This is a genomic window from Brevundimonas sp. GW456-12-10-14-LB3 (assembly GCF_059424365.1).
Genome location: NZ_JBWKZJ010000003.1, coordinates 68,880 through 89,764 on the forward strand (window position 1 = coordinate 68,880; position 20,885 = coordinate 89,764).

The following is a 20,885-nucleotide window of genomic DNA, read 5'->3' on the forward strand; positions in this document are numbered from 1 at the left end:
TTCCCCTCCTGATGGGCCCGTTTCACAACGGCTGTGCGGTTGGATTGACGGTGGTCGACCCGGCGGTTTCAGCCGCCGCGGTGGATTGTCGTTCGACCAGGAGCGGCCGAACGATTTCGCAGGCGGAATCCGGCGCCCCGTTCGGGCCGGCCTGGACCAGGCCGATCAGGCGCTCCACGCCCCTTCGGCCCATTTCCGCAATATTCACTCTCAACGTGGTCAGGGTCGGCCGGACCAGGGCCGCCAGCGGCACGTCGTCGAATCCGATCACGGCCACGTCCTCAGGGCAGCGCACGCCCGCCTCCTGGAAGGCCAGCATGGCGCCCAGGGCCATCATGTCGTTGGCCGCGAACACCGCGTCGGGGCGCTGGTCCAGAGCCAGCAACCGGGTGGCGGCGCGATGCCCGGCCGCCTGGGTGAAATCGCCCTCGACGATGATCGGTTCTTGGTCGACCAGGGCGCTGGCGTAGCCCTCGGCGCGGATGTCCGCCTCCAGGTTTCCGGCCGCGCCCCGAATGTGGGCGATGCGGCGCCGGCCCGTCGCGCGCAGATGCTCGACCGCCGTGACGGCCGCCCCGTGATTGTCGATCGCGATGGAGGGGCGGCCCGCCTCGTCCAGGCCGCCGTTCATCAACACCACCGGCATGCGGCCCGCCACGTCGGCGGCCAGGTTGGCGGCGCGCAGATGGGGCGACAGGACGATCATTCCATCGACCCGACCGCGCATCGATCGCAGAGCGGCCAAGGTCTCCTCGGTATCGCCGTGGGAGCTGGATACGATCAGATGTTTGCCGTGCGCGCGCGCGGCTAAATCCATGCCGCGGATCAGCTCGGAGAAGAACTCGCCGTACAGGTCCGGCAGGATGACGCCGATCGTGTCGGTGCGGCTGGTCGACAGGCTGCGGGCGCCGACGTGAGGCACATACCGGAGATATTCGACCGCATCGAGCACCCGACGCCGGGTCGATTCCGTGATGGCGTCAGAGCCGTTAAGCACGCGCGACACTGAGGCGACGGACACCTGCGCCCGCTCCGCCACGTCACGGATCGTGGCGGCCTTGGCGGCCGGCGCATGTCCGTTAACGGCTGACGGGGTGGAGACGTCCACGGTTTCCTCTCTGAGCGTTCATCGTGCCGGCCCACTTATCGAAGGTCCGTCGATAACAAATGTAATCGGTTACATGACACAGGAGGCTCAGTCACCGCAAGCGGCGAGATGTCGCCCCTTCTCGATTTCTCCTCCCCCGACGGGTGTTCCCGTCCAGGCTTCGGCCGCCACCGCCCCTGGGTGCGATCCCTGGGGTCGGGCGGCATGATCCACCGCGAATTCAGCGGTTGATAACGACTACATCTAGTAGCGCGGGTCATCGCGACACCGTAATCTGGCGCCAGCTCTAAGGGGAGATGCGGTTTATGCGCTTTCAATCCGGCTTCGTCGCTCGCGCCGTGCGGGTCGCGATGGAGACCCGCGCCATAGAGCGCCCCTTCCTGGTCCAGGAGGTTCTGGCGCCCGCCGGCTGGTCCGACGCCCGGATCGAAGCCTGGCTGGACTGGGGCGATTCGCTCTCGCCCCCGCCGTCCGTCGCAGGCGGCTGGCTGAACGGCGCGCCGGACGCCTGGGCTGGGCGTTTGGCGGCCAAGGGATTGGCCGAGGGCGTCTTTGCCGACACCAAGGCGGCGGGCGCCTTTGCGGCGGAGCTGGCGGCTACGATGCAGCTCGGCCTGGCGACCCCGGTGGGACACGCGGCAACGGCCGGCGTCGTCGACCTCGCCGATCCATCCGCCGCCGCCCGGCTTTCCGCCCAAAGGGCCGATCGGACGACCCAGCGGCTGGCGCGACAATCAGCGGAGGCCCTGACCGACGCCCTCTGCGCCGTCGCCGACGCGGTCGATCGTTGCGAGGGGGCCCGGGGGGATTGCGCCGACCCGATGCGAAATCCCGCGCTGGGCCGCGCCGCCGCCGCAGCCCGGGGCCGCGGGGCGACCGACGCCGACATCCTGCGCGCCGTCGACGGTGAGCGTCCCAGTCTGACGCTTCGCCCCTTGGCGGACGGCGCCCAGCTGGTGGTCCTGGCCGATCGGACCCAGACCGCCGCCGGCTCCCCTGAAGTTCTGGCCGCTGCAGAGGCCGCCCTGGACGGCGGCCTGGTCGTCGCCTTCGACCCGAGGGACGCTGAGGTTCTGGCCGAACCCGCCGCCAATCGGGTGCTGATCGACCTGGCTGCGGTCGCGGCCCTTAGCGATGGAACGTTCGATCTTCTGCCCGATCTGGTTCGTCTGTGGGTGACGGCCCTGGACCTCCAATCGGACGACGCCGTGCTCGCCCTGGGACTGGAGGGGCTTTTGGACGCCCTGGCGCCGCTCGACGGCGATCCCGCCGCCCGCGCCGAGGCCTTGGGCGCCCTGACGGCGTCGGTCGCAGCCCAAACCTCGGTCGAGCTGGCGCGGCTGCGCAGTCCCTGTGGCGAGTGGGAGGGTTTGAAGGCCCAAATCATCGACGTCGAAAAGGCGCGCCGCGACCGGCTGTCCGCCAATTCCTTCCCCCTCGCCGCCCAGGCGATCGAGATTCTGGATCGGACGTCCGGTCCCCGCCGCCACATCGCCTTGGGTCTGTTCGTCGATGACGCCGAGGCCCGCCTGCGTCTCGGCCGGGGCGCGCCCGCCGTCGTCGATCTATTCGAGACCGCAGACGGTGGAATCGGTCGCCGCCTGGCCCCGGCCCTGGCCGCCGCCCTGGTCCGCAGCGGAGGGGACGTCCAGGCGGCCGAGCGTCGCCTGTTCGGCCGACGCACCCTGGTCGAGGCGCCTGGCGTGGATCATTCCGCGCTTCGCGCCTTCGGCTTCACCGATGTGGAACTGGCCGCCGTGGAACAGGCTCTGGGTGCTGCGGAAAGCTTCGACGCCGTCTTCACCGCACCCGTCCTCGACCCCGGCTTCATCCGCGACGTTCTGGGACTGGAAGACGGCGACGGCCCCTTGTTGAACCTGCTGGGGGTGCCCGAAGAGGCTGAGGCCGCTGCGGCTCAATGGGTGTTCGGCCATGGTCATCTGAGGGATTGGGAGGGCGCGCCGACCGACCTCGCAGCCCTTCTCGCCGATCCCGCCGGCTTCGAGGGTCGCCTGCGTCTGGCGCTCGAACCCTTCAGCGACGCCCCGGACATCGCCCTTGAAACCCTCGACTGGCGCGCCACCGCCGCCCAGGCCGCGCGCACGCTCAGCCAGGCGGCGGATCACGGACGGCGCGCCATCCGCCTGAACCGCGCCGCGCCTCCCCCCGGCCCTCTGCTGACCCTGCCCAAGACCGACCCTACGCCGCGCTTCGAAGCCGCACCCCAGACCGCCGCCGCACCCGCCCCCAAGGAGCGGATCATCGAACGGGTGGTGGAACGCGAACGCGCCCGCCGCAAACTGCCCGACCGTCGCAAGGGCTATATCCAAAAGGCGGCCGTAGGCGGCCACAAGGTCTATATCCACACCGGAGAATATGAAGACGGCGAATTGGGCGAGATCTTCATCGACATGCACAAGGAAGGCGCCGCCTTCCGCAGCCTGATGAACAACTTCGCCATCGCCATCTCTATCGGCCTGCAATACGGCGTGCCGCTGGACGAGTTCGTGGACGCCTTCGTCTTCACCCGCTTCGAGCCGGCGGGACGGGTCACCGGCAATGATTCCATCCGTTCGGCGACCTCGATCCTCGACTACATCTTCCGCGAACTGGGCGTCTCCTATCTGAGCCGCCAGGAGTTGGCCAACGCCCAGGCGGATCACACCCAGGCCGAGGGCCAAAACTGGGGCGAACTGGGCGATGGAAAGCCCAAGGACGGCGAGGCCGTGCCCGCCGCACGCTTTATATCCAAGGGGTTCGCGCGCGGCTCGGCGCCGGACAATCTGGTCGTCGTGCCCTTCGGCCGCAAGCTGGAGACGGAGCCTCGGCCAGGCGGCGAGACAGAGGCGGCGGCCTGTCCCTCCTGCGGGGACTTCAGCCTGCAACAACGCGGCGCCGGCTGGACCTGCGACACCTGCGGCGCGGCGCCGGCCCTGCAAGGCGGGGATCAGGGCTAAGTTAACGGGTCGCCCCTAGGCTCAGGATCAATGCGACGCCTTCGCCGGAGCGACCCCATGTCCCGCCTGACCGCCCTTTCCCTCGCCGCCGCCCTTCTCGCGACCCTGGCCGTCCCCGCCTCGGCCCAGAACGCCGGTCAGATCGCCTCGGTGCGTCGGGGCGCTTCCTGCGCGGGCTGCAACCTTTTTCAGGGCGACTTTTCCGGGCTTGAGGCGCGGGGCCTGAACCTGTCGCGGTCGCGTCTGCGCCAAGCCGACCTGAGCCTGAGCGTGATGAACCGCACCCGCTTCTCCAACGCCGATCTGCGCGACGTGGACGCCTATGGCGGGGTCTTTTCCGGCTCCAGCTTTTCAGGCGCGAACCTGACCAACGCCAGTTTCGTCGGCGCCTATCTGCAAGGGGCGAACTTCGCAGGGGCCACGCTCCAGGGAACCAATCTCTCCGGCGCCGATCTGTCGCGCGCCTCAGGTCTGACGCAGAGCCAGCTCAATCGAGCCTGCGGCGACGGCTCCACCGTCCTGCCGCACGGCCTGCGTATTCCGGCCTGCTGAAGGCCGCCAATCTTGCCGGCATTTAACGAAATTACCTCGATTTAAGTAGGTCCGGTCACGGTTTCAGGGCATTCAGGCGGTGTGAAACAGATCATCCGCCCTACCCTTTCGGCCCTTTTGCCCGCCCTGGCTGCGGCGAGCGGCCTTCTGCTGGCGCCGTCCGCCTTCGCCGGCGTCGAGATGACGTTGCAAGATCGCGACGTGGCCCGGTCAGTCTCGCTCGGCGGATCCTGCAATCGCTGCGAGCTGTCGGGGCGCAATCTTTCCGGTGCGACCTTCACCGGCGCCAGCTTCATGAACGCCACCCTGGTCGGGGCCAATCTGCGTGGCGCGGAAATGGTGGGGTCGAACTTCACGGGCAGCGACTTCAGCCGCGCCAATCTGACCGGAGTCGAGATCGTCGGCGCCGACTTCACCTCCACCAGCTTCGCAAACGCCGTCCTGACGGGAGCAGAGGCCCAGGGCGCCTCCTTCGTGCGCGCCAACCTTTCCCGCGCCAACCTTTCCGGAGGCGAGTTGCACGGGGTCAATTTCAACGGCGCCACCCTGATCGAGGCCGACTTTTCGGGCAGCGAGCTGTTCGGCGCGACCCTGGCCAATGTCCGCGCCGCCGGGGCCGATTTCAGCGACGCTGAGATCAACGCCTCCAACCTGACCCACGGGGACTTCACCGGCGCCTCCTTCCGGGATTCCAGCCTGGACGGCGCGCGGCTGACCGGCGGCGTCTTTAGCCGGGCCGACTTCAGAGACGCCTCCCTGCGGCGCACCGATATTCGAGGCGCAGATTTGTCCGGCGCGCGCAATCTGACCCAGGATCAGGTGCGGGAAGCCTGCGGCGATGGATCGACCCGCCTTCCCGGCCGTCTGACGGCTCAGGCCTGCCGCGGCGCAATCCGCGTCATCCGCGCCGTTCCCGCGCCGCCGACGCCGCCCGCGCCGCCGCGCGTCCGCAACTTCGTGGCTGCAGAGCGCTGACGCCCGGCTGAACGCGGTCGAATGAAAAAAGGGCGCGCCTCTAGGCGCACCCTTTCTTTCGCTCAGATAGGCCGATCAGACCTTGATCGGCGGGGCCGTGCGGATGTGCAGCTCCTTCAGCTGGCGCTCTTGCGCCGGGGCCGGGGCGCTCATCAGCAGGTCTTCGCCTTGCTGGTTCAGCGGGAATGCGATCACCTCGCGGATGGCCTGCTGACCGGCCAGCAGCATGACGATCCGGTCGATGCCGGGCGCCAGGCCGCCGTGCGGCGGGGCGCCGAAGCGGAAGGCGTTCAGCATGCCGCCGAACTGTTCCTCGACCACCGAGGCGTCGTAGCCGGCGATCTCAAAGGCCTTCAGCATGATCTCGGCCTTGTGGTTCCGGATCGCGCCCGAGCACAGCTCATAGCCGTTGCAGACGATGTCGTACTGATAGGCGCGGATGGTCAGCGGATCCTGGGTCTCCAGGGCCTCCAGCCCGCCCTGGGGCATGGAGAAGGGGTTGTGGCTGAAGTCGACCTTCTTCTCTTCCTCGGACCATTCGAACATCGGGAAATCGACGATCCAGCAGAACTTGAACTGGTCCTCATCGACCAGCTTCAGCTCCGTGCCCACGCGGGTGCGGGCCAGACCGGCGAACTTGGCGAAGGCCGACGGCAGGCCGGCGACGAAGAAGGCGGCGTCGCCCTGGCCCAGGCCCAGGGACTGCATCAGGGCCTCGGTCGGCTCCTGGCCCAGGTTCTTGGCGATGGGGCCGCCCCAGGCGCCCTGGTCGTCGGACCAGAAGATATAGCCCAGGCCCGGTTGGCCTTCGCCCTGGGCCCAGGAGTTCATGCGGTCGCAGAAGGCGCGCGATCCGCCGGTCGGCGCCGGAATGGCCCAGACGGCGTTCTTCTCGTCCGCGCCCAGGATCTTGGCGAACAGGCCGAAACCGCCGTCGCGGAAATGGTCGGACACGACCTGCATCTTGATCGGGTTGCGCAGATCCGGCTTGTCGGAGCCGTACCAGGCCATCGACTGGGCGTAGGTCAGGCGTTCGAAGCCCTTGTGTTCGAAGCTCTGACCGAAGTCGTTGGTGAAGGTGTGGGTCTGGTCGATGGGCGAGACCGGCTTGCCCTCGCCGAACTCTTCGAAGACGCCGTGCATGACGGGTTCGATGGCGGCGAAGACGTCTTCCTGGGTCACGAAGCTCATTTCGACGTCGAGCTGGTAGAACTCCAGCGACCGGTCGGCGCGCAGGTCTTCATCGCGGAAGCAGGGCGCGATCTGGAAATAGCGGTCGAAGCCCGAGACCATCAGCAGCTGTTTGAACTGCTGGGGCGCCTGCGGCAGGGCGTAGAACTTCTCGGGGTGCAGACGGCTGGGCACCAGGAAGTCGCGCGCGCCCTCGGGCGACGAGGCCGTCAGGATCGGCGTCTGATACTCCAGGAAACCCTGGTCGAACATGCGGTTACGGATCGACTGGATCACGCGCGAGCGCAGCACGATGTTCTTGTGCAGGGTCTCGCGACGGAGATCCAGGTAGCGGTGCTTGAGGCGGATCTCCTCGGGATATTCCGGCTCGCCGAAGACCGGCAGCGGCAGTTCGGCGGCTTCCGAAAGCACCTCGACGCCCTGGACCCGGACTTCGATCTCGCCGGTCGGCAGATTGGGGTTCACCACGGCGGCGTCGCGGGCGATCACTTCGCCGTCCACCTTGATCACGCTCTCGGCGCGCAGACGTTCGACGGCGGCGAAGCCCGGGGTCTCCGGGTGCAGCACCAGCTGGGTCAGGCCGTAGTGATCGCGCAGGTCGATGAACAGCAGACCGCCGTGGTCACGCTTCCGGTGGACCCAGCCGGACAGGCGAACGGCGGAACCGGCGTCGGAGGCGCGCAGGGCGCCGCAGGTATGGGAGCGGTAGGCGTGCATGAACAGACCGTCTGGAAATCTGGCGGTGGAATCTGACGCCTTCGGCGCCTGAAATCGAAGCGGCGTAGGGCGCATCATCGCCCCGGAAAGTCAAGGTTTCAGCCGTTGCAAACCCCGCTCCGGCGCGCAATAGCGGTTCCAGTCAACCCTGAAGGCGCCCATGTTCATCGTCACCATCACCTATACCCAGCCGATCGAGGCCATCGAGGAAAAGACGGTCGAGCATCGCGCCTGGCTGGACCAGCACGTCGCCAGCGGCCTGATCCTCGCCGCCGGCCCCATGGTTCCGCGCACCGGCGGCATTCTGGTGGTGCGCAGCGGCGGAACGAAGGAGGCGCTGGAAACCCTGCTGAAGGACGATCCTTTCCAGGTCCACGGCCTGGCCGATTACAAGGTGACCGAGTTCAAGGCGGGCAAGCTGAACCCCGCCCTGGCCGATTTCGCCTGAAACGCTCCACAGGGTCTGACGTCCCTCCCCATTACCAACAGGCCCGCTCTGACACAGGCCGACCGGGCCTCTGCTATGACAGAACCATGTCCGCGCCGAGCGCCCTGAGCCCAAAGCCCGCCGAACAGCTGCGTCTGCCGCTGGAACGCGCCGTAGGCGACGCCTTCGTGGTCTCAGACAGCAACGCCGAGGCCGCGCGGGTGCTGGCGGCCTGGCCGGACGGCGTGGGTTCTGTCCTGGCGCTCTATGGACCGGCGGGAGCCGGCAAGAGCCGTTTGGCCGCCGACTGGGCCGAACGGGTCGGCGCCCTGCCCCTGCACGGCGCGGAAGCAGCTGTGATCGACCCCCTGGAGCTGGAAGGCCGCCCCGTCCTGCTGGACTCGGCCTCTGATGCGGATGATGAAAGCCTGTTTCATCTGATCAATCTGGCGAACGTCTCCGGCGGCGCCCTCCTGCTGGTGGATCGGGCGGCCCCGCGGCAATGGCGAGCAGCCCTGCCCGACCTGCGCTCGCGTCTGGACGCGGTGCGGGCCGTGCCCGTCGAGGCGCCGGATGACAAGGTGCTGTCGGCCATTCTTCGCGCCCGCTTCGCAGAGCGCAGCATCGCCCCCGCCGACGACGTCATCGACTATCTGGTGCGACGCCTGGACCGTTCAGCGGACATGGCCGTGAAGGTGGTGGATCGGCTGGACGCCCTGCATCGCCCGGTGACCCGCCCCCTGGCCCGCGAGGTTCTGGACCAGCTCGGAGACGCAGACGCCGCCTGACGCGGCCCCTCCCTACCATCTTCCCAGCCCCTGCAAATTTCCGGCTCGTCCGCTTGCGGCCGTCACAGTCGCGCGCGACAACCGGCGCATGACCGACGCTGCGATTCAAGACGACACCCGGGGCGAGGAAGTTCCAGCCTCCCGCGCGCCTCAGCTGGCCCTGAACGAAGATCTGATGATCTCGCCGTCGCGCTTCTTCAATCGCGAAATTTCCTGGCTGGCCTTCAACGAACGCGTGTTGGAAGAGGCGGCCAATCCGAACCATCCGCTGCTGGAGCGGCTGCGGTTCGTCTCGATCTCGGCGAACAATCTCGACGAGTTCTTCATGACGCGAGTCGCAGGCCTGAAAGGCCAGTTGCGTGAGCGACTCAGAATCCTGTCCGCGGACGGTCTGACCCCGGCCGAACAGCTGGAGCGCATCAATATCGCTGCGGGCCAGTTGATGGCCGAACAACAGGTCCGCTGGCGTCAGCTGAAGAAGGAATTGGCTGCGGCGGGGATCGAGGTGGTCGATCGCAACCGCCTGACCAAGACCGAAAGGGAGCGGCTGGAGCCCGAGTTCCTGAACCAGCTGTTCGCCGTTCTGACGCCTCTCGCCATTGATCCGGCTCACCCCTTCCCCTTCCTGCCCAACCTCGGCTTTTCCCTGGCGCTGAAGCTGAAGCGCAAGGGCGAGGCCAAGACCTTCTACGCCCTGGTGCCGGTGCCGACCCAAGTGCGCCGCTTCTGGGAATTGCCGACCGACGGTCGCTCGGCGCCGGGTCGCAAGCGGTTCATTACCCTCGAGAACGTGCTTCTGCTCTTCATCAACCACCTCTTCCCGGGCTGCGAGGTCTTGGAAAAGGGCCTGCTCCGTCTGATCCGCGACAGCGACATCGAGATCGAGGAAGAGGCCGAAGACCTGGTGCTGGAGTTCGAGGAGGCCTTGAAGCAGCGACGCCTCGGCTCGGTGGTGCGCGTCAAGATCGAGGCCTCGATGCCCGCCGATCTGCGCGACTTCATCATCGGCGAGTTGGAGGCGACGCCCCAGGACGTGGTGCTGGTGGACGGCATGCTGGGCCTGGCTCAGCTGTCGGACCTGATACCCGGCGGCCATCCCGACCTGAAGTTCAAAGGCTATGAGCCGCGCTATCCGGAACGGGTTCGCGACAACGGCGGCGACATCTTCGCGGCCGTGCGCGAAAAGGACATGCTGATCCACCACCCGTTCGAGAGCTTCGACGTGGTGGTGCAGTTCCTGCGTCAGGCGGCGCGTGACCCGAACGTCATCGCCATCAAACAGACCCTGTACCGCACCTCCAAGGACAGCCCCATCGTCGCCGCCCTGATCGAGGCGGCCGAGAACGGCAAGAACGTCACCGCCCTGGTCGAGCTGAAGGCCCGTTTCGACGAAGAAGCCAACCTGCGCTGGGCGCGAGCGATGGAGCGGGCCGGCGTCCACGTCGTGTTCGGCTTTGTCGAATACAAGACCCACGCCAAGCTGAGCGTCGTGGTGCGACGTGAAGGGGACGGCCTTAGAACCTATTGCCACTACGGCACCGGCAACTATCACCCGGTCACGGCCAAGGTTTACACCGACCTGTCCCTTTTCAGCTGTGATCCGACTCTGGCGCGCGACGCCAGCCGGGTGTTCAACTACATCACCGGCTACGCCACCCCGGACGAGTTGGAGGCGTTGATCGTTTCCCCGCTCAACATGAAGGCCAAGCTGATCGAACTGATCGGCAAGGAGATGTCGGCCGCCGCAATGGGCAAGCCGGCGGCCATATGGGTGAAGCTGAACGCCCTGGTCGATCCCGAGATCATTGACGCCCTGTACCGGGCCAGCCAATGGGGCGTGCGAATCGACTTGGTGGTGCGCGGCATCTGTTGCCTGCGTCCCGGGGTGCCGGGCCTGTCGGAGAACATCCGGGTCAAGTCCATCGTCGGCCGCTTCCTGGAACACAGCCGGATCGTCTGTTTCGCCAACGGCAAGGATCTGCCGCACGACAAGGCCAAGGTCTTCATCTCGTCAGCCGACTGGATGACCCGGAACCTGAATCGGCGGGTCGAGGTGATGACCCCCATCCTCAACGCCACCGTCCATGATCAGGTGCTGGATCAAATCATGGTCGCCAATCTGAAGGATGATGCGCAGAGCTGGGTCTTGGACGCCGAAGGACGCTATACGCGCGTTTCCCCCGCCGATCCGGAACGCCCCTTCTCCGCCCATGATTACTTCATGACCAATCCCAGCCTGTCGGGCCGCGGGCGCAAGGTGAAGACCTTGCCGGCCGTCCTCCGCTACGAGCGCCCCGGCCGTTGATGGGTGACATCGCCCCAGCCGGCCGCGACATCGCCGCCATCGACATCGGCTCCAACTCGGTTCGCCTGGTCCTGTACCATCTGGAAGGCCGCGCCGTTTGGACGGTGTTCAATGAAAAGGTCTTGGCGGGCCTGGGCCGCGATCTGCCCGCGACGGGCCGGCTGTCGCCCGAGGGGGTCGCCATGGCCCTGACGGCGCTTCGCCGCTTCGCCGCCGTCCTGGAAGGCGTGCGCCCGGACGCGACCCTGATCGCCGCCACAGCTGCGGTGCGAGAAGCCGAAGACGGGCCTGACTTCTGCCAGAGGGTGGCGGCGGAGACCGGGCTGAACATCCGCGTATTGAGCGGCGAGGAAGAGGCGAAGTACGCCGCCATGGGCGTGTTGGCGGGCGCCCCGACGGCCCAGGGCGTTTCGGCCGACATGGGCGGCTCCAGCCTGGAGCTGACTCAGTTGAAGGGTCTGAAGGCTCTGAAATGGACTCGAGGACAGGGCCTGACCCTGCCGCTCGGGCCCTTCGCCCTGGCCGAGGGAAGCGGTTTTGACGCTGAACGGATCAGGGGCCGCATCGACCAGAAGCTGAAGCCGGTCGCTTCACGGTTCCGAACGGACCGGCTCTACGCCGTCGGCGGCGCTTGGCGCACCCTGGCCCAGGTTCACATGGGGCTGAAATCCTATCCGCTGAAGGTGGTGCATCAATATCAAATGTCGGCGAACGAGGCGTTGGAGACCGCGCGGCTGGTGTCCCGACAATCCGCCGTCAGCCTGGCCAAACTGCCCGGTGTCTCGAAAACCCGCGCAGAAACCTTGCCCTACGCCGGACTGGTGCTGGAGGGGTTGATCAATCATCTGGGCCTCAAACACATTGAAATGTCGGCCTGGGGCGTGCGTGAGGGCCTCCTGTTCGAAACCCTGGACAAGGCCACCCGGACGGCTGATCCTCTTCTTGCCGGCTGTGCGGCCCTGGGCGGCCGTCAAGGAGTGGCGCCCGCCCTACCGGGCGCCCTGAAAGGATGGATCGCCGACATCGTCGCAGCCCTCCCCTCCGTCTTTGGAGCCAAGCGCGACGACGTGCTGGTGGCGGCCGCCTGCCGGCTGGCGGATCTGGGCGCGCGGCTGCACCCTGATCACCGCTTGGAGTTGGTCTTCGACCAGGTGCTGCGCGCGCCCGTGGCGGGGATCAGCCACGACGAACGCGCCTTCCTGGCCAGCGCCCTCAACGCCCGATACGGCGGCGGTCCGGCCACGCCCCAGCCCGAGGTCGTTGATCGTCTGCTGGACGCCACAGCCGCCAGACGCGCCCGAGCCCTGGGGCTGGCCATCCGCCTGGCCTGCGATCTGTCCGGCCGCTCGCCGCAACTTCTCGCCAACGCCACGGCGCGTGTGAAGGGCGGAGAGCTTCGGCTGACGGCGACGGAAGGTTATGCCGACGTTCTGCTGGGCGAACAGACGCGCAAACGCGCCAAGGCTCTGGCCGAGGCGATGGACCTGGGCCTGAAGATCCAGACCTAGAGGATCGACGGCGCGTCGAGCCCCGGCCTCTAGCCTTCGATCTCGACCACCTCGACCCGGGCGCCGCTCAGCACCAGGGCGATCTCGCCCCGTTTCAGCTTCAGCGCGTCCTCGCCGAAGATCTGGCGCCGCCAGCCCTTCAGCGCATCCACGTCGGCGTCGTCCGTAACGGCGATCTTCTCCAGGTCGGAAACCGTGGCGATCAGCTTGGGCGCGACGCCGGCGTTGTCGCTCTTGGCCTTCAGCAGCACCTTAAGCAACTCGACCACCGACGGAGGCGCCGGCTGGCGATGGGCAGGGCGCTCCATCTCGGGCGCATGGGATTCCGGATCGGCCAGAACGCGTTTCAGCTCCTCGGCCAGTTCCAGCCCCAACCGCGATCCGCCGAACCCCTTGGGCACCGAACGCAGCCGGTTGAAGGCGTCGGGGTCGGTCGGCGCCTGTTGCGCGACCTCGTCGATCCCCTCGTCCTTGAGGATGCGGCCGCGCGGCTGGTCGCGCTCCTGGGCCGCCCGCTCGCGCCAGACGGCCACGGCCTTGAAGGCCGCCAGATATTTGGCTGAGAACTTCTTGGGCTTCAGCCGCTTCCAGGCGTTCTCGGGATTGGTGTCGTAAAGGGCCGGATCGACCAGGCTCTCCATCTCCGCCATCACCCAGTCCAGCCGACCTTCCTTCTTCAGCCGGTCGCGCAGCTTCGGATACAGGGCCGCCAAATGCGTCACGTCGCCCAGGGCATAGACCAGCTGGCTGTCCGACAGGGGGCGTCGCGCCCAGTCGGTGAAGCGGCTGCCCTTGTCCAGTTCGACGCGCAGCATCTGCCGCACCAGGGAATCATAGGCGACCTGCTCGCCGAACCCGGCCGCCATGGCCGCCACCTGGGTGTCGAACATCGGCTTGGGCATGGCGCCCAGGCGCACGAAGATTTCGACGTCCTGTCGACAGGCGTGGAAGACCTTGATGATCTTCGGGTCGCGCAGCAGATCCAGGAAGGGCTCCAGGTCCAGGCCTTCCGCCATCGGATCGATGATGCCGGCGTGATCGGCGGACGCGGCCTGGATCAGGCACAGCCTGGGCCAGTAGGTCGTTTCCCGCATGAACTCGGTGTCGACCGTGATGAACGGGGCGGCGGCGAGGCGGGCGCAGAAATCGGCCAGCGCCTCATTGGTGGTGATCGGCGTCATTCCGATGCTATAGCCCCCCGCAACCCACCTGTGGCAAGAGCCGCGCTGCATTTCCGCCCCGATTCCAGGCCCGAGACCCATGAGCGACACCCAAAAACCTCTCGAAAACGGCCTGACCTACGCCGACGCCGGCGTGGACATCGACGCCGGCGAGATGCTGGTCGAACACATCAAGCCCCTGGCCAAGTCCACGGCGCGCCCCGGTTCCGAGCCTTCGCTGGGCGGATTCGGCGCCCTGTTCGACCTCAAGGCGGCCGGATTCGAGGATCCGCTGATCGTCACCACGACCGACGGCGTCGGCACCAAGCTGAAAATCGCCATCGAGACCGGGCGTCATGACGGCGTGGGGATCGACCTGGTCGCCATGTGCGTCAACGACCTCCTGGCCCAGGGCGCCGAGCCCCTGCTGTTCCTCGACTATTACGCCACCGGCCGCCTGGAGATCGACGCCGCCCGCCGCGTGGTCGCCGGCATCGCCGAGGGCTGCCGCCAGGCCGGCTGCGCCCTGGTGGGCGGCGAGACGGCGGAAATGCCCGGCATGTACACCGAGGGCGACTATGACCTGGCCGGCTTCAGCCTAGGCGCCGTCGAGCGCGGCCATGCCCTGCCCTATCTCGACCGCCAGGCGGCCGGCGACATCATCATCGGCCTGGGCTCCACCGGCCCGCACTCGAACGGCTATTCGCTGGTTCGCAAGGTGGTCGAGAAGTCCGGCCTGGCCTGGGGCGACGACGCCCCCTTCGCCAAGGATCGCTCCCTGGCCCAGGCCCTGATGGAGCCCACCCGCATCTATGTGAAGCCGGTCCTGCCCCTGATGAAGGCGGGCCTGGTCAAGGGCGCGGCCCACATCACCGGCGGCGGCCTGATCGAAAACCCGCCGCGCTGCATCGCCGAGGGGCTGAAAGCCTCGTTCGACTGGGACGCCTGGCCCATGCCCCACGTCTTCCAGTGGCTGGCCGAGACCGGAGGCATCAGCGACCACGAGATGCGCCGCACCTTCAACTGCGGCGTCGGCTTCATCCTGATCGTCTCGCCCGAGAACGCCGAGCCGGTGCTGGCCGCCCTGCTCAACGCGGGCGAGGTCGCCTTCGTCTGTGGGCAGCTGGAAGCGGCCTGATCTCGTGAAGACGCGCGTTGCGGTCCTGATCTCGGGGACCGGCTCCAATATGGCCGCCCTGATCGACGCCGGTCAGGCCCCCGACAGTGGCTATGAAGTCGCCCTGGTCCTGTCCAACATCGAAGGCGCGGGCGGTCTGGCCATCGCCGCGGCCAAGGGGGTTCAAACAGTCGCCGTTCCGCACAAGCCCTTCGGCAAGGACCGCGAGGCGCATGAGCGGGCGGTGGACGCGGCCCTTCGCGCCGTCGGCGTCGAGGTGGTCGCCCTGGCCGGCTATATGCGCATTTTGACGCCCTGGCTGGTGCGCGCCTGGGAGGGTCGGATGCTGAACATCCACCCCAGTCTTCTGCCCCTCTATCCCGGCCTCGACACCCACGCCCGCGCCATAGCGGCGGGCGACGCCGAAGCCGGCTGCACCGTCCACCTGGTCACCGAAGGTGTCGACGAAGGCCCGATCCAGGGCCAGGCCCGCGTTCCCATCGTCGACGGCGACACGCCCGCGAGCCTGGCAGAACGGGTCAAGACGGCGGAGCATCGGCTTTATCCGCAGGTGCTGGGTGATTTCTGCAAGGGTCTGGCGCGGGGTTGAAGCCCTCTACCAAAGGCCCGTCATCCTAGGCCTTGTGCCTAGGATCCATACGCTCGGCTTATGGCGTGTGGCACGGTCTGCGAGCGTGCGCTCGTCCCTCCGTCTTGAGTTTATGGATCCTAGGCATGAGGCCTAGGATGATGACTTGTCGGCGGCGCGCCCCCGTCCTCTAAACACCTCCGTCCCCAGATTACGAAAACTTCATGCGACACCGCGCCGCACCGGCGCAAAGGTGCCGCCGACCAAAATCGGGACCTTATCCTTCATGCAACGTATTCGCCTCATGGCCGCCTGCTCGGCCTGCATCGTCGTCGCCCTGACCGGCGGCGCCTCGGCTCAGGACCATTCGCACGGGGCCCACGCCGCGCCCGGCTTCGGCGCCTGGGGCTTCGACCTCGCCGGCCGCAACACGGCGGTGAAGCCGGGCGACGACTTCAACGAATACGCCAACGGAACCTACCTCAGCACCACCGAGATCCCGGCCGACAAGGCCCGGTTCGGCCCCTTTGACGTCCTCTATGAGAACGCCCAGGCCCAGCTGCGTGCGATCATCGAGTCCAGCGCCGCCAACCCGGTCAACGCCAACGCCCAGAAGGTGGGCGCCCTCTACGCCAGCTTCATGGACGAGGCCCGCGTCGAACAACTGGGCGCCGCGCCCATGGCCGCCGATCTCGCCGCCGTGAAGGCCGTCTCCGACCACGCCGCCATGGCCCGCCTGATGGGCGCCAGTCATTCGGGCTTCGGCGGTTCGCTGTTCGGCGTCGCCGTGTTCGAGGACCTGCAGAACCCGAACATCAACTCGGCCTATCTGGGCCAGGGCGGCCTCGGCCTGCCGGACCGCGACTATTATCTGAAGCCCGACTTCGCGAGCCAGCGCGAGGCCTATCTGGCCTATCTGACCCAGACCCTGACCGCCATCGGCTGGACCAAGCCGGCTGAGACGGCCGCCGACATCCTGGCCTTCGAGACCAAGGTCGCCGAGAAACACTGGACCACGGTCGAGCGTCGCCAGATCGACAAGCTCTACAATCCGACCAAGGTCGCCGACCTGGCGACCTTCGCGCCGGGCTTCGACTGGGCCGCCTTCCTCGACGGCGCCCAGGTAGGAGACCTCGACACCCTGATCCTGATGGAGAACACGGCCATCCCGGGTATCGCCCAGGTCTTCGCCGAGACCCCCATCGAGACCTTGAAGGCGTGGCAAGCCACCCAGATCGTCGACCAAGCCAGCCCCTATCTGTCCAAAGCCTTCGTCGACGCCCGCTTCGAATTCCGCGGCAAGACCCTGCGCGGTCAACCGGAGAACCGTCCGCGCTGGAACCGGGGCGTGGCCCTTGTCGACGGCCAGCTGGGCGAGGTCCTGGCCCAGGAATATGTCCGCCTTCACTTCCCCGCCTCGTCCAAGGCCCAGATGGAGACCCTGGTCGACAACATCCGCGCGGCCATGACCGAGCGGCTGAAGACCCTGGACTGGATGAGCGAGGCGACGCGCGAACAGGCCCTCTACAAGATGTCCAAGTTCGGGGTGAAGATCGGCTACCCCGACAAGTGGCGGTCTTATGACGGTCTCGAACTGACCCCCGGCGACCTGTACGGCAATGTCGAACGCTCCAGCGCTTTCGAGTGGGCGTATCAGCGCGGCAAGATCGGCAAGCCGGTCGATCCGCTGGAATGGGGCATGACGCCCCAGACGGTGAACGCCTATTACAACCCGCCGCGCAACGAGATCGTCTTCCCGGCCGCCATCCTGCAGGCGCCCTTCTTCGATCCGAACGCAGATCCGGCCGTCAACTACGGTGGCATCGGCGCGGTCATCGGCCACGAGATCACCCACGGCTTCGACGACCAGGGCCGCAAGTCCGACGGCGACGGCGTGCTGCGCGACTGGTGGACGCCGGAAGACGCCGCCCGCTTCGAGGCGCGCGCCAAGGTGCTGGGCGACATCTATAATTCGCTGGAGCCCATCCCCGGCGTCCACGTCAACGGCGACCTGACCATGGGCGAGAACATCGCCGATCTGGGCGGGCTGCTGCTGGCGCTGGACGCCTACCACAAGTCGCTGAACGGCCAGCCGGCGCCGGTGATCGACGGCCTGACCGGCGACCAGCGCGTCTTCCTGGGCTGGGCCCAGGTCTGGCGCGAGAAGTCGCGTGAGGCGGCGCTGAAAGAACAGCTAACCACCGACCCGCATTCGCCCGGTTCGGTCCGGGCCGCCACCTCGCCGCGCAACATCGACGCTTGGTACGCCGCCTTCGGCGTCTCGCCCGACCAGAAGGAATACATCGCCCCCGAGGCCCGCGCCCGCATCTGGTAAGCGGTCACGCAGCCCAAACGGAAAAGGCCCGGAGCATGGCTCCGGGCCTTTCTTTTTCAGCCGTTAGGCTGAGGTCTTACTTCGGCGTCGTCGCAGCGCCGGCGACAGCGCCGATGGCGGCGCCGGCGACAGTCGAGCCGGTATTGCCGCCGACCACTTGGCCGGCGACGGCGCCGCCCAGGGCGCCGGTGGCAGCGCGTTGTTCCATGGTCTGGCCACAGGCGGCCAGCAGGGCCACGGCGCCGATGACGGGCGTCAGCTTCAGAAGGGTCTTCATGGGTCTGCTCCGAGAGGGGGACGATACGAGACTGACCCAACGAAAAGGCCCGCGTCCGGTTCCGGACGCGGGCCTCTGTCTCTTCGCGCTACGCTCGGGACGCGGTCCCTCGCGACTTGAGCGCTGACTTTGCGCTACGCTCGGGACGCGGTCCCTCGCGACTTGAGCGCTTAGCCGACGATCTGGTCTTCGGTGAAGAACTGGGCGATCTCGATCTTGGCGTTGTCCAGGCTGTCCGAGCCGTGGACCGAGTTTTCACCGATCGACAGGGCGAATTGCTTGCGGATGGTGCCTTCGGCGGCTTGTTCCGGGTTGGTGGCGCCCATGACTTCGCGGTACTTGGTCACGGCGTTCTCGCCTTCCAGCACCTGGACGACGACCGGCTCGGCGGTCATCTGCTCGACCAGTTCGCCGTAGAAGGGACGCTCGGCGTGGACTTCGTAGAACTTCTTGGCCTGGTCGGTGGTCAGCTTGACGCGGCGCTGGGCCACGATGCGCAGGCCGGCGCCTTCGATCACGGCGTTGATCGCGCCGGTCAGGTTGCGGCGCGTGGCGTCGGGCTTGATGATCGAGAAGGTGCGTTCGGTCATGGAGAGTGACTTCTTGTTTGGGAGATTGAGTGTCGCGGGCTTATAGCGACGACCTCCCGAGTTTCCAACTGTCCCTTTTTTCATGTCTGACGGCCCCTCGCCCGGCGATAGGCGGCCTTCGGACGATTTCAGATTTCGACCGACCACATGCTCCAGATCAACAACCTGACCCTGAACGCCTGGGGCCGCCAGTTTCTGGACGACGCCTCGGTCAGCCTGCCGCCCGGCTCCAAGGTGGGTCTGGTCGGCCGAAACGGCATCGGCAAGTCGACCCTGTTCAAGGTGATCCTGGGCGAACTGGCCGCCAACGGCGACGAGATCAGCCTGCCCAAGACCGCCCGCATCGCCTCCGTCGATCAGGAACACCCCGCCACCCCCGTCAGCGTCCTGGAGACCATTCTGGAAGCCGACGTTGAGCGCCACGACCTGATGACCCGGCTGGAGACCGCCGATCCCGAGGAGATGGGCGAGATCTGGGGTCGGTTGATCGAGATCGACGCCGAGAGCGCCCCGGCGCGCGCCTCGGAAATCCTGGTCGGCCTGGGCTTCAGCCAGGAAGACATCCAGCGGCCCATGTCGCATTTCTCGGGCGGCTGGCGGATGCGCGTGGCCCTGGCCGCCGCCCTGTTCGCCGAACCGGACATGCTGCTGCTGGACGAACCGACCAACTACCTCGATCTGGAAGGCGCCCTGTGGCTGGAGGCGCGGCTGAAGAAATACCCGCACACGGCCCTGATGATCTCGCACGACCGCGATCTGCTGAACTCGGTCTGCACCCATATCCTGCAGCTCTCGAACCGCAAGCTGGAGCTCTACACCGGCAACTACGACACCTTCGAGCGCACCCGGGCCGAAAAGCTGCGGCTCATGGAGGCCACCAAGTCCAAGCAGGACGCCGAGCGCGCCCACCTTCAGAAATTCATCGACCGCTTCAAGGCCAAGGCCTCCAAGGCCACCCAGGCCCAGTCGCGCGTGAAAAAGCTGGAGAAGATGGAACGGATCGAACTGCCGCCCGAAGAACGGGTCGCCCCCTTCGTCCTGCCCTCGCCGGAACGCCCCCTGCCCCCGCCGCTGATCCGTCTTGAACGCGCCAATGTCGGCTACGAGCCGGGCAAGCCGATCCTTCGGAACCTGAACCTGCGGATGGACCTGGACGACCGCATCGGCCTCTTGGGCGTCAATGGCGCCGGCAAGTCCACCTTCGCCAAGTTGATCGCCAAGGCCCTGACCGTCGACGCCGGAGAGTTCCACCGCGACGGCAAGATGCGGGTCGGCTGGTTCCACCAGCACCAGATCGAGGCCATGGATCCCGAGGACACGCCGTTGCAGATCATCCTGCGCGCCATGCCCGACGCCTCGGAAAGCAGCCGCCGCAGCCGCCTGGCCCAGTTCGGCCTGCCCTATCAGAAGCAGGACACCAAGGTCGCCGCCCTGTCCGGGGGCGAGCGCGCCCGCCTGCTGCTGAACCTGGTGGCCATGGATGCGCCCCACATCCTGATTCTGGACGAACCGACCAACCACCTGGACATCGACAGCCGCCGCGCCCTGCTGGACGCCCTGAACCAGTACACGGGCGCCGTGATCCTGATCACCCACGACCGGTCGCTGATGGAGCTGGTCGCCGACCGGCTGTGGCTGGCCGCCGACGGCACGGTGAAGCCGTTCGAAGGCGACATGGACGACTACGCCAGGTTCGTGCTCGACCGCGCCAAACAGGCCGGGATGAAGCCCAGCCAGGTCAAACCCGAGCCCGTGGCCGAAGCGGCGCCTGTCGCTGCGCCCAAGGCGGAAAAGAAGAAATCAGGCCCCTCCCCCTCTACCCTGCGCCATGCGGTGAAGAAGGCGGAAGAGGAGATGGCCCGCCTGACCGCCGACCTGGCCCGGATCGACGCCGACCTCGCCGCTGCGGCAGCCGCCAATGACTCGAAAAAGCTGGAAAGCCTGGGCCGCGCCCGCGCCAAGACCCAGGCCGATCTGGACGCCGCCGAAACCGCCTGGATCGCGGCGGAAGAGGCGCTGGCCGAGGTGGCGTGATGATCAAGCCCGTTGAACTGTCCAAGGATCAGCGCGCGGCTGCCACGGCCAGGCTGCGCGCCTATTTCCGCGACGAGCTGGAGCAGGAGCTGGCTCAACTGCCGGCCGAGATGTTGCTGGACTTCATCGGCAAGGAAATCGGCGCGATCTTCTACAATCGCGGCGTTCAGGACGCCCAGCAGCTGGTCCAGCAGAAGGCGGATGACGTGGTCGAGGCCCTGTACGGCCTGGAACGCTCGGTTTCGATCCGTTAGG

Annotated in this window: 17 protein-coding genes; 12 read left to right on the forward strand and 5 right to left on the reverse strand. The window is 67.1% G+C overall.

Translation table 11 applies throughout. The features are described from left to right. Positions 1-22: 22 nt before the first annotated feature. On the reverse strand, positions 23-1,108 hold the full coding sequence (locus tag AC07XS_RS02200; protein ID WP_197273308.1) for a LacI family DNA-binding transcriptional regulator: 1,086 nt from the start codon (positions 1,106-1,108) through the stop codon (positions 23-25). Between the two features lie 305 nt (positions 1,109-1,413). On the opposite strand from AC07XS_RS02200, the gene AC07XS_RS02205 reads away from it, so the two are divergent. The 3 genes from AC07XS_RS02205 to AC07XS_RS02215 all read left to right on the forward strand — a co-directional run bounded on the left by AC07XS_RS02205 (position 1,414) and on the right by AC07XS_RS02215 (position 5,592). Next, positions 1,414-4,065, forward strand: coding sequence for a TSCPD domain-containing protein (locus tag AC07XS_RS02205; RefSeq protein ID WP_182713514.1), 2,652 nt, complete (start codon positions 1,414-1,416; stop codon positions 4,063-4,065). Between the two features lie 57 nt (positions 4,066-4,122). Continuing rightward, the gene (locus AC07XS_RS02210; protein ID WP_182713515.1) at positions 4,123-4,617 is read left to right on the forward strand and encodes a pentapeptide repeat-containing protein; all 495 of its coding nucleotides are present in this window, start codon (positions 4,123-4,125) and stop codon (positions 4,615-4,617) included. A gap of 81 nt (positions 4,618-4,698) precedes the next feature. After that, positions 4,699-5,592, forward strand: coding sequence for a pentapeptide repeat-containing protein (locus AC07XS_RS02215; RefSeq protein ID WP_182713516.1), 894 nt, complete (start codon positions 4,699-4,701; stop codon positions 5,590-5,592). Positions 5,593-5,667: 75 nt separating this feature from the next. On the opposite strand, the gene aspS is transcribed toward AC07XS_RS02215, so the two are convergent. After that, positions 5,668-7,500: an aspartate--tRNA ligase gene (gene aspS / locus AC07XS_RS02220; RefSeq protein ID WP_182713517.1), complete on the reverse strand. Its 1,833-nt coding sequence runs from the start codon at positions 7,498-7,500 to the stop codon at positions 5,668-5,670. 160 nt (positions 7,501-7,660) lie between these two features. Here aspS and AC07XS_RS02225 point away from each other — a divergent pair, with 160 nt between their 5' ends. The 4 genes from AC07XS_RS02225 to AC07XS_RS02240 all read left to right on the forward strand — a co-directional run bounded on the left by AC07XS_RS02225 (position 7,661) and on the right by AC07XS_RS02240 (position 12,528). Then, complete coding sequence (locus AC07XS_RS02225) at positions 7,661-7,948, forward strand: YciI family protein (protein ID WP_182713518.1); 288 nt, start codon at positions 7,661-7,663, stop codon at positions 7,946-7,948. A gap of 86 nt (positions 7,949-8,034) precedes the next feature. Beyond that, positions 8,035-8,715 (forward strand): P-loop NTPase family protein, encoded by a 681-nt coding sequence (locus tag AC07XS_RS02230; RefSeq protein WP_182713519.1) that lies wholly within the window; start codon positions 8,035-8,037, stop codon positions 8,713-8,715. Between the two features lie 88 nt (positions 8,716-8,803). Next, entirely contained in the window at positions 8,804-11,020 is a 2,217-nt protein-coding gene (locus AC07XS_RS02235; RefSeq protein WP_182713520.1) for an RNA degradosome polyphosphate kinase, read from the forward strand. Beyond that, positions 11,020-12,528, forward strand: coding sequence for a Ppx/GppA phosphatase family protein (locus tag AC07XS_RS02240; RefSeq protein ID WP_182713521.1), 1,509 nt, complete (start codon positions 11,020-11,022; stop codon positions 12,526-12,528). The genes AC07XS_RS02235 and AC07XS_RS02240 overlap by 1 nt, the downstream gene beginning before the upstream one ends. 29 nt (positions 12,529-12,557) lie before the next feature. Here AC07XS_RS02240 and rnd read toward each other — a convergent pair whose 3' ends face one another. Then, a complete protein-coding gene (gene rnd, locus AC07XS_RS02245; protein WP_152950613.1) occupies positions 12,558-13,709 on the reverse strand; it encodes a ribonuclease D in 1,152 nt (383 codons plus the stop codon). Positions 13,710-13,788: 79 nt separating this feature from the next. Here rnd and purM point away from each other — a divergent pair, with 79 nt between their 5' ends. The 3 genes from purM to AC07XS_RS02260 all read left to right on the forward strand — a co-directional run bounded on the left by purM (position 13,789) and on the right by AC07XS_RS02260 (position 17,729). Then, positions 13,789-14,826 carry a phosphoribosylformylglycinamidine cyclo-ligase gene (purM, locus tag AC07XS_RS02250; RefSeq protein ID WP_182713522.1) on the forward strand — a complete coding sequence of 346 codons (1,038 nt, stop codon included), beginning with the start codon at positions 13,789-13,791 and terminating at the stop codon, positions 14,824-14,826. A gap of 4 nt (positions 14,827-14,830) precedes the next feature. Continuing rightward, positions 14,831-15,415 carry a phosphoribosylglycinamide formyltransferase gene (gene purN, locus AC07XS_RS02255; RefSeq protein WP_182713523.1) on the forward strand — a complete coding sequence of 195 codons (585 nt, stop codon included), beginning with the start codon at positions 14,831-14,833 and terminating at the stop codon, positions 15,413-15,415. A gap of 265 nt (positions 15,416-15,680) precedes the next feature. Next, positions 15,681-17,729: a M13-type metalloendopeptidase gene (locus AC07XS_RS02260; protein ID WP_182713524.1), complete on the forward strand. Its 2,049-nt coding sequence runs from the start codon at positions 15,681-15,683 to the stop codon at positions 17,727-17,729. A 76-nt stretch (positions 17,730-17,805) separates the two neighbouring features. Here AC07XS_RS02260 and AC07XS_RS02265 read toward each other — a convergent pair whose 3' ends face one another. Continuing rightward, positions 17,806-18,006, reverse strand: a complete 201-nt coding sequence (locus AC07XS_RS02265; protein WP_008260739.1) for a YMGG-like glycine zipper-containing protein — start codon at positions 18,004-18,006, stop codon at positions 17,806-17,808. 170 nt (positions 18,007-18,176) lie between these two features. Beyond that, entirely contained in the window at positions 18,177-18,596 is a 420-nt protein-coding gene (ndk, locus tag AC07XS_RS02270) for a nucleoside-diphosphate kinase (RefSeq protein ID WP_182713525.1), read from the reverse strand. Positions 18,597-18,743: 147 nt separating this feature from the next. Here ndk and AC07XS_RS02275 point away from each other — a divergent pair, with 147 nt between their 5' ends. Together AC07XS_RS02275 and AC07XS_RS02280 are read left to right on the forward strand one after the other, a co-directional pair. Then, entirely contained in the window at positions 18,744-20,630 is a 1,887-nt protein-coding gene (locus AC07XS_RS02275) for an ABC-F family ATP-binding cassette domain-containing protein (RefSeq protein WP_182713526.1), read from the forward strand. Then, complete coding sequence (locus AC07XS_RS02280) at positions 20,630-20,884, forward strand: DUF2164 domain-containing protein (RefSeq protein WP_321207950.1); 255 nt, start codon at positions 20,630-20,632, stop codon at positions 20,882-20,884. Before AC07XS_RS02275 ends, AC07XS_RS02280 begins: the two co-directional genes overlap by 1 nt. Position 20,885: the final 1 nt, after the last annotated feature.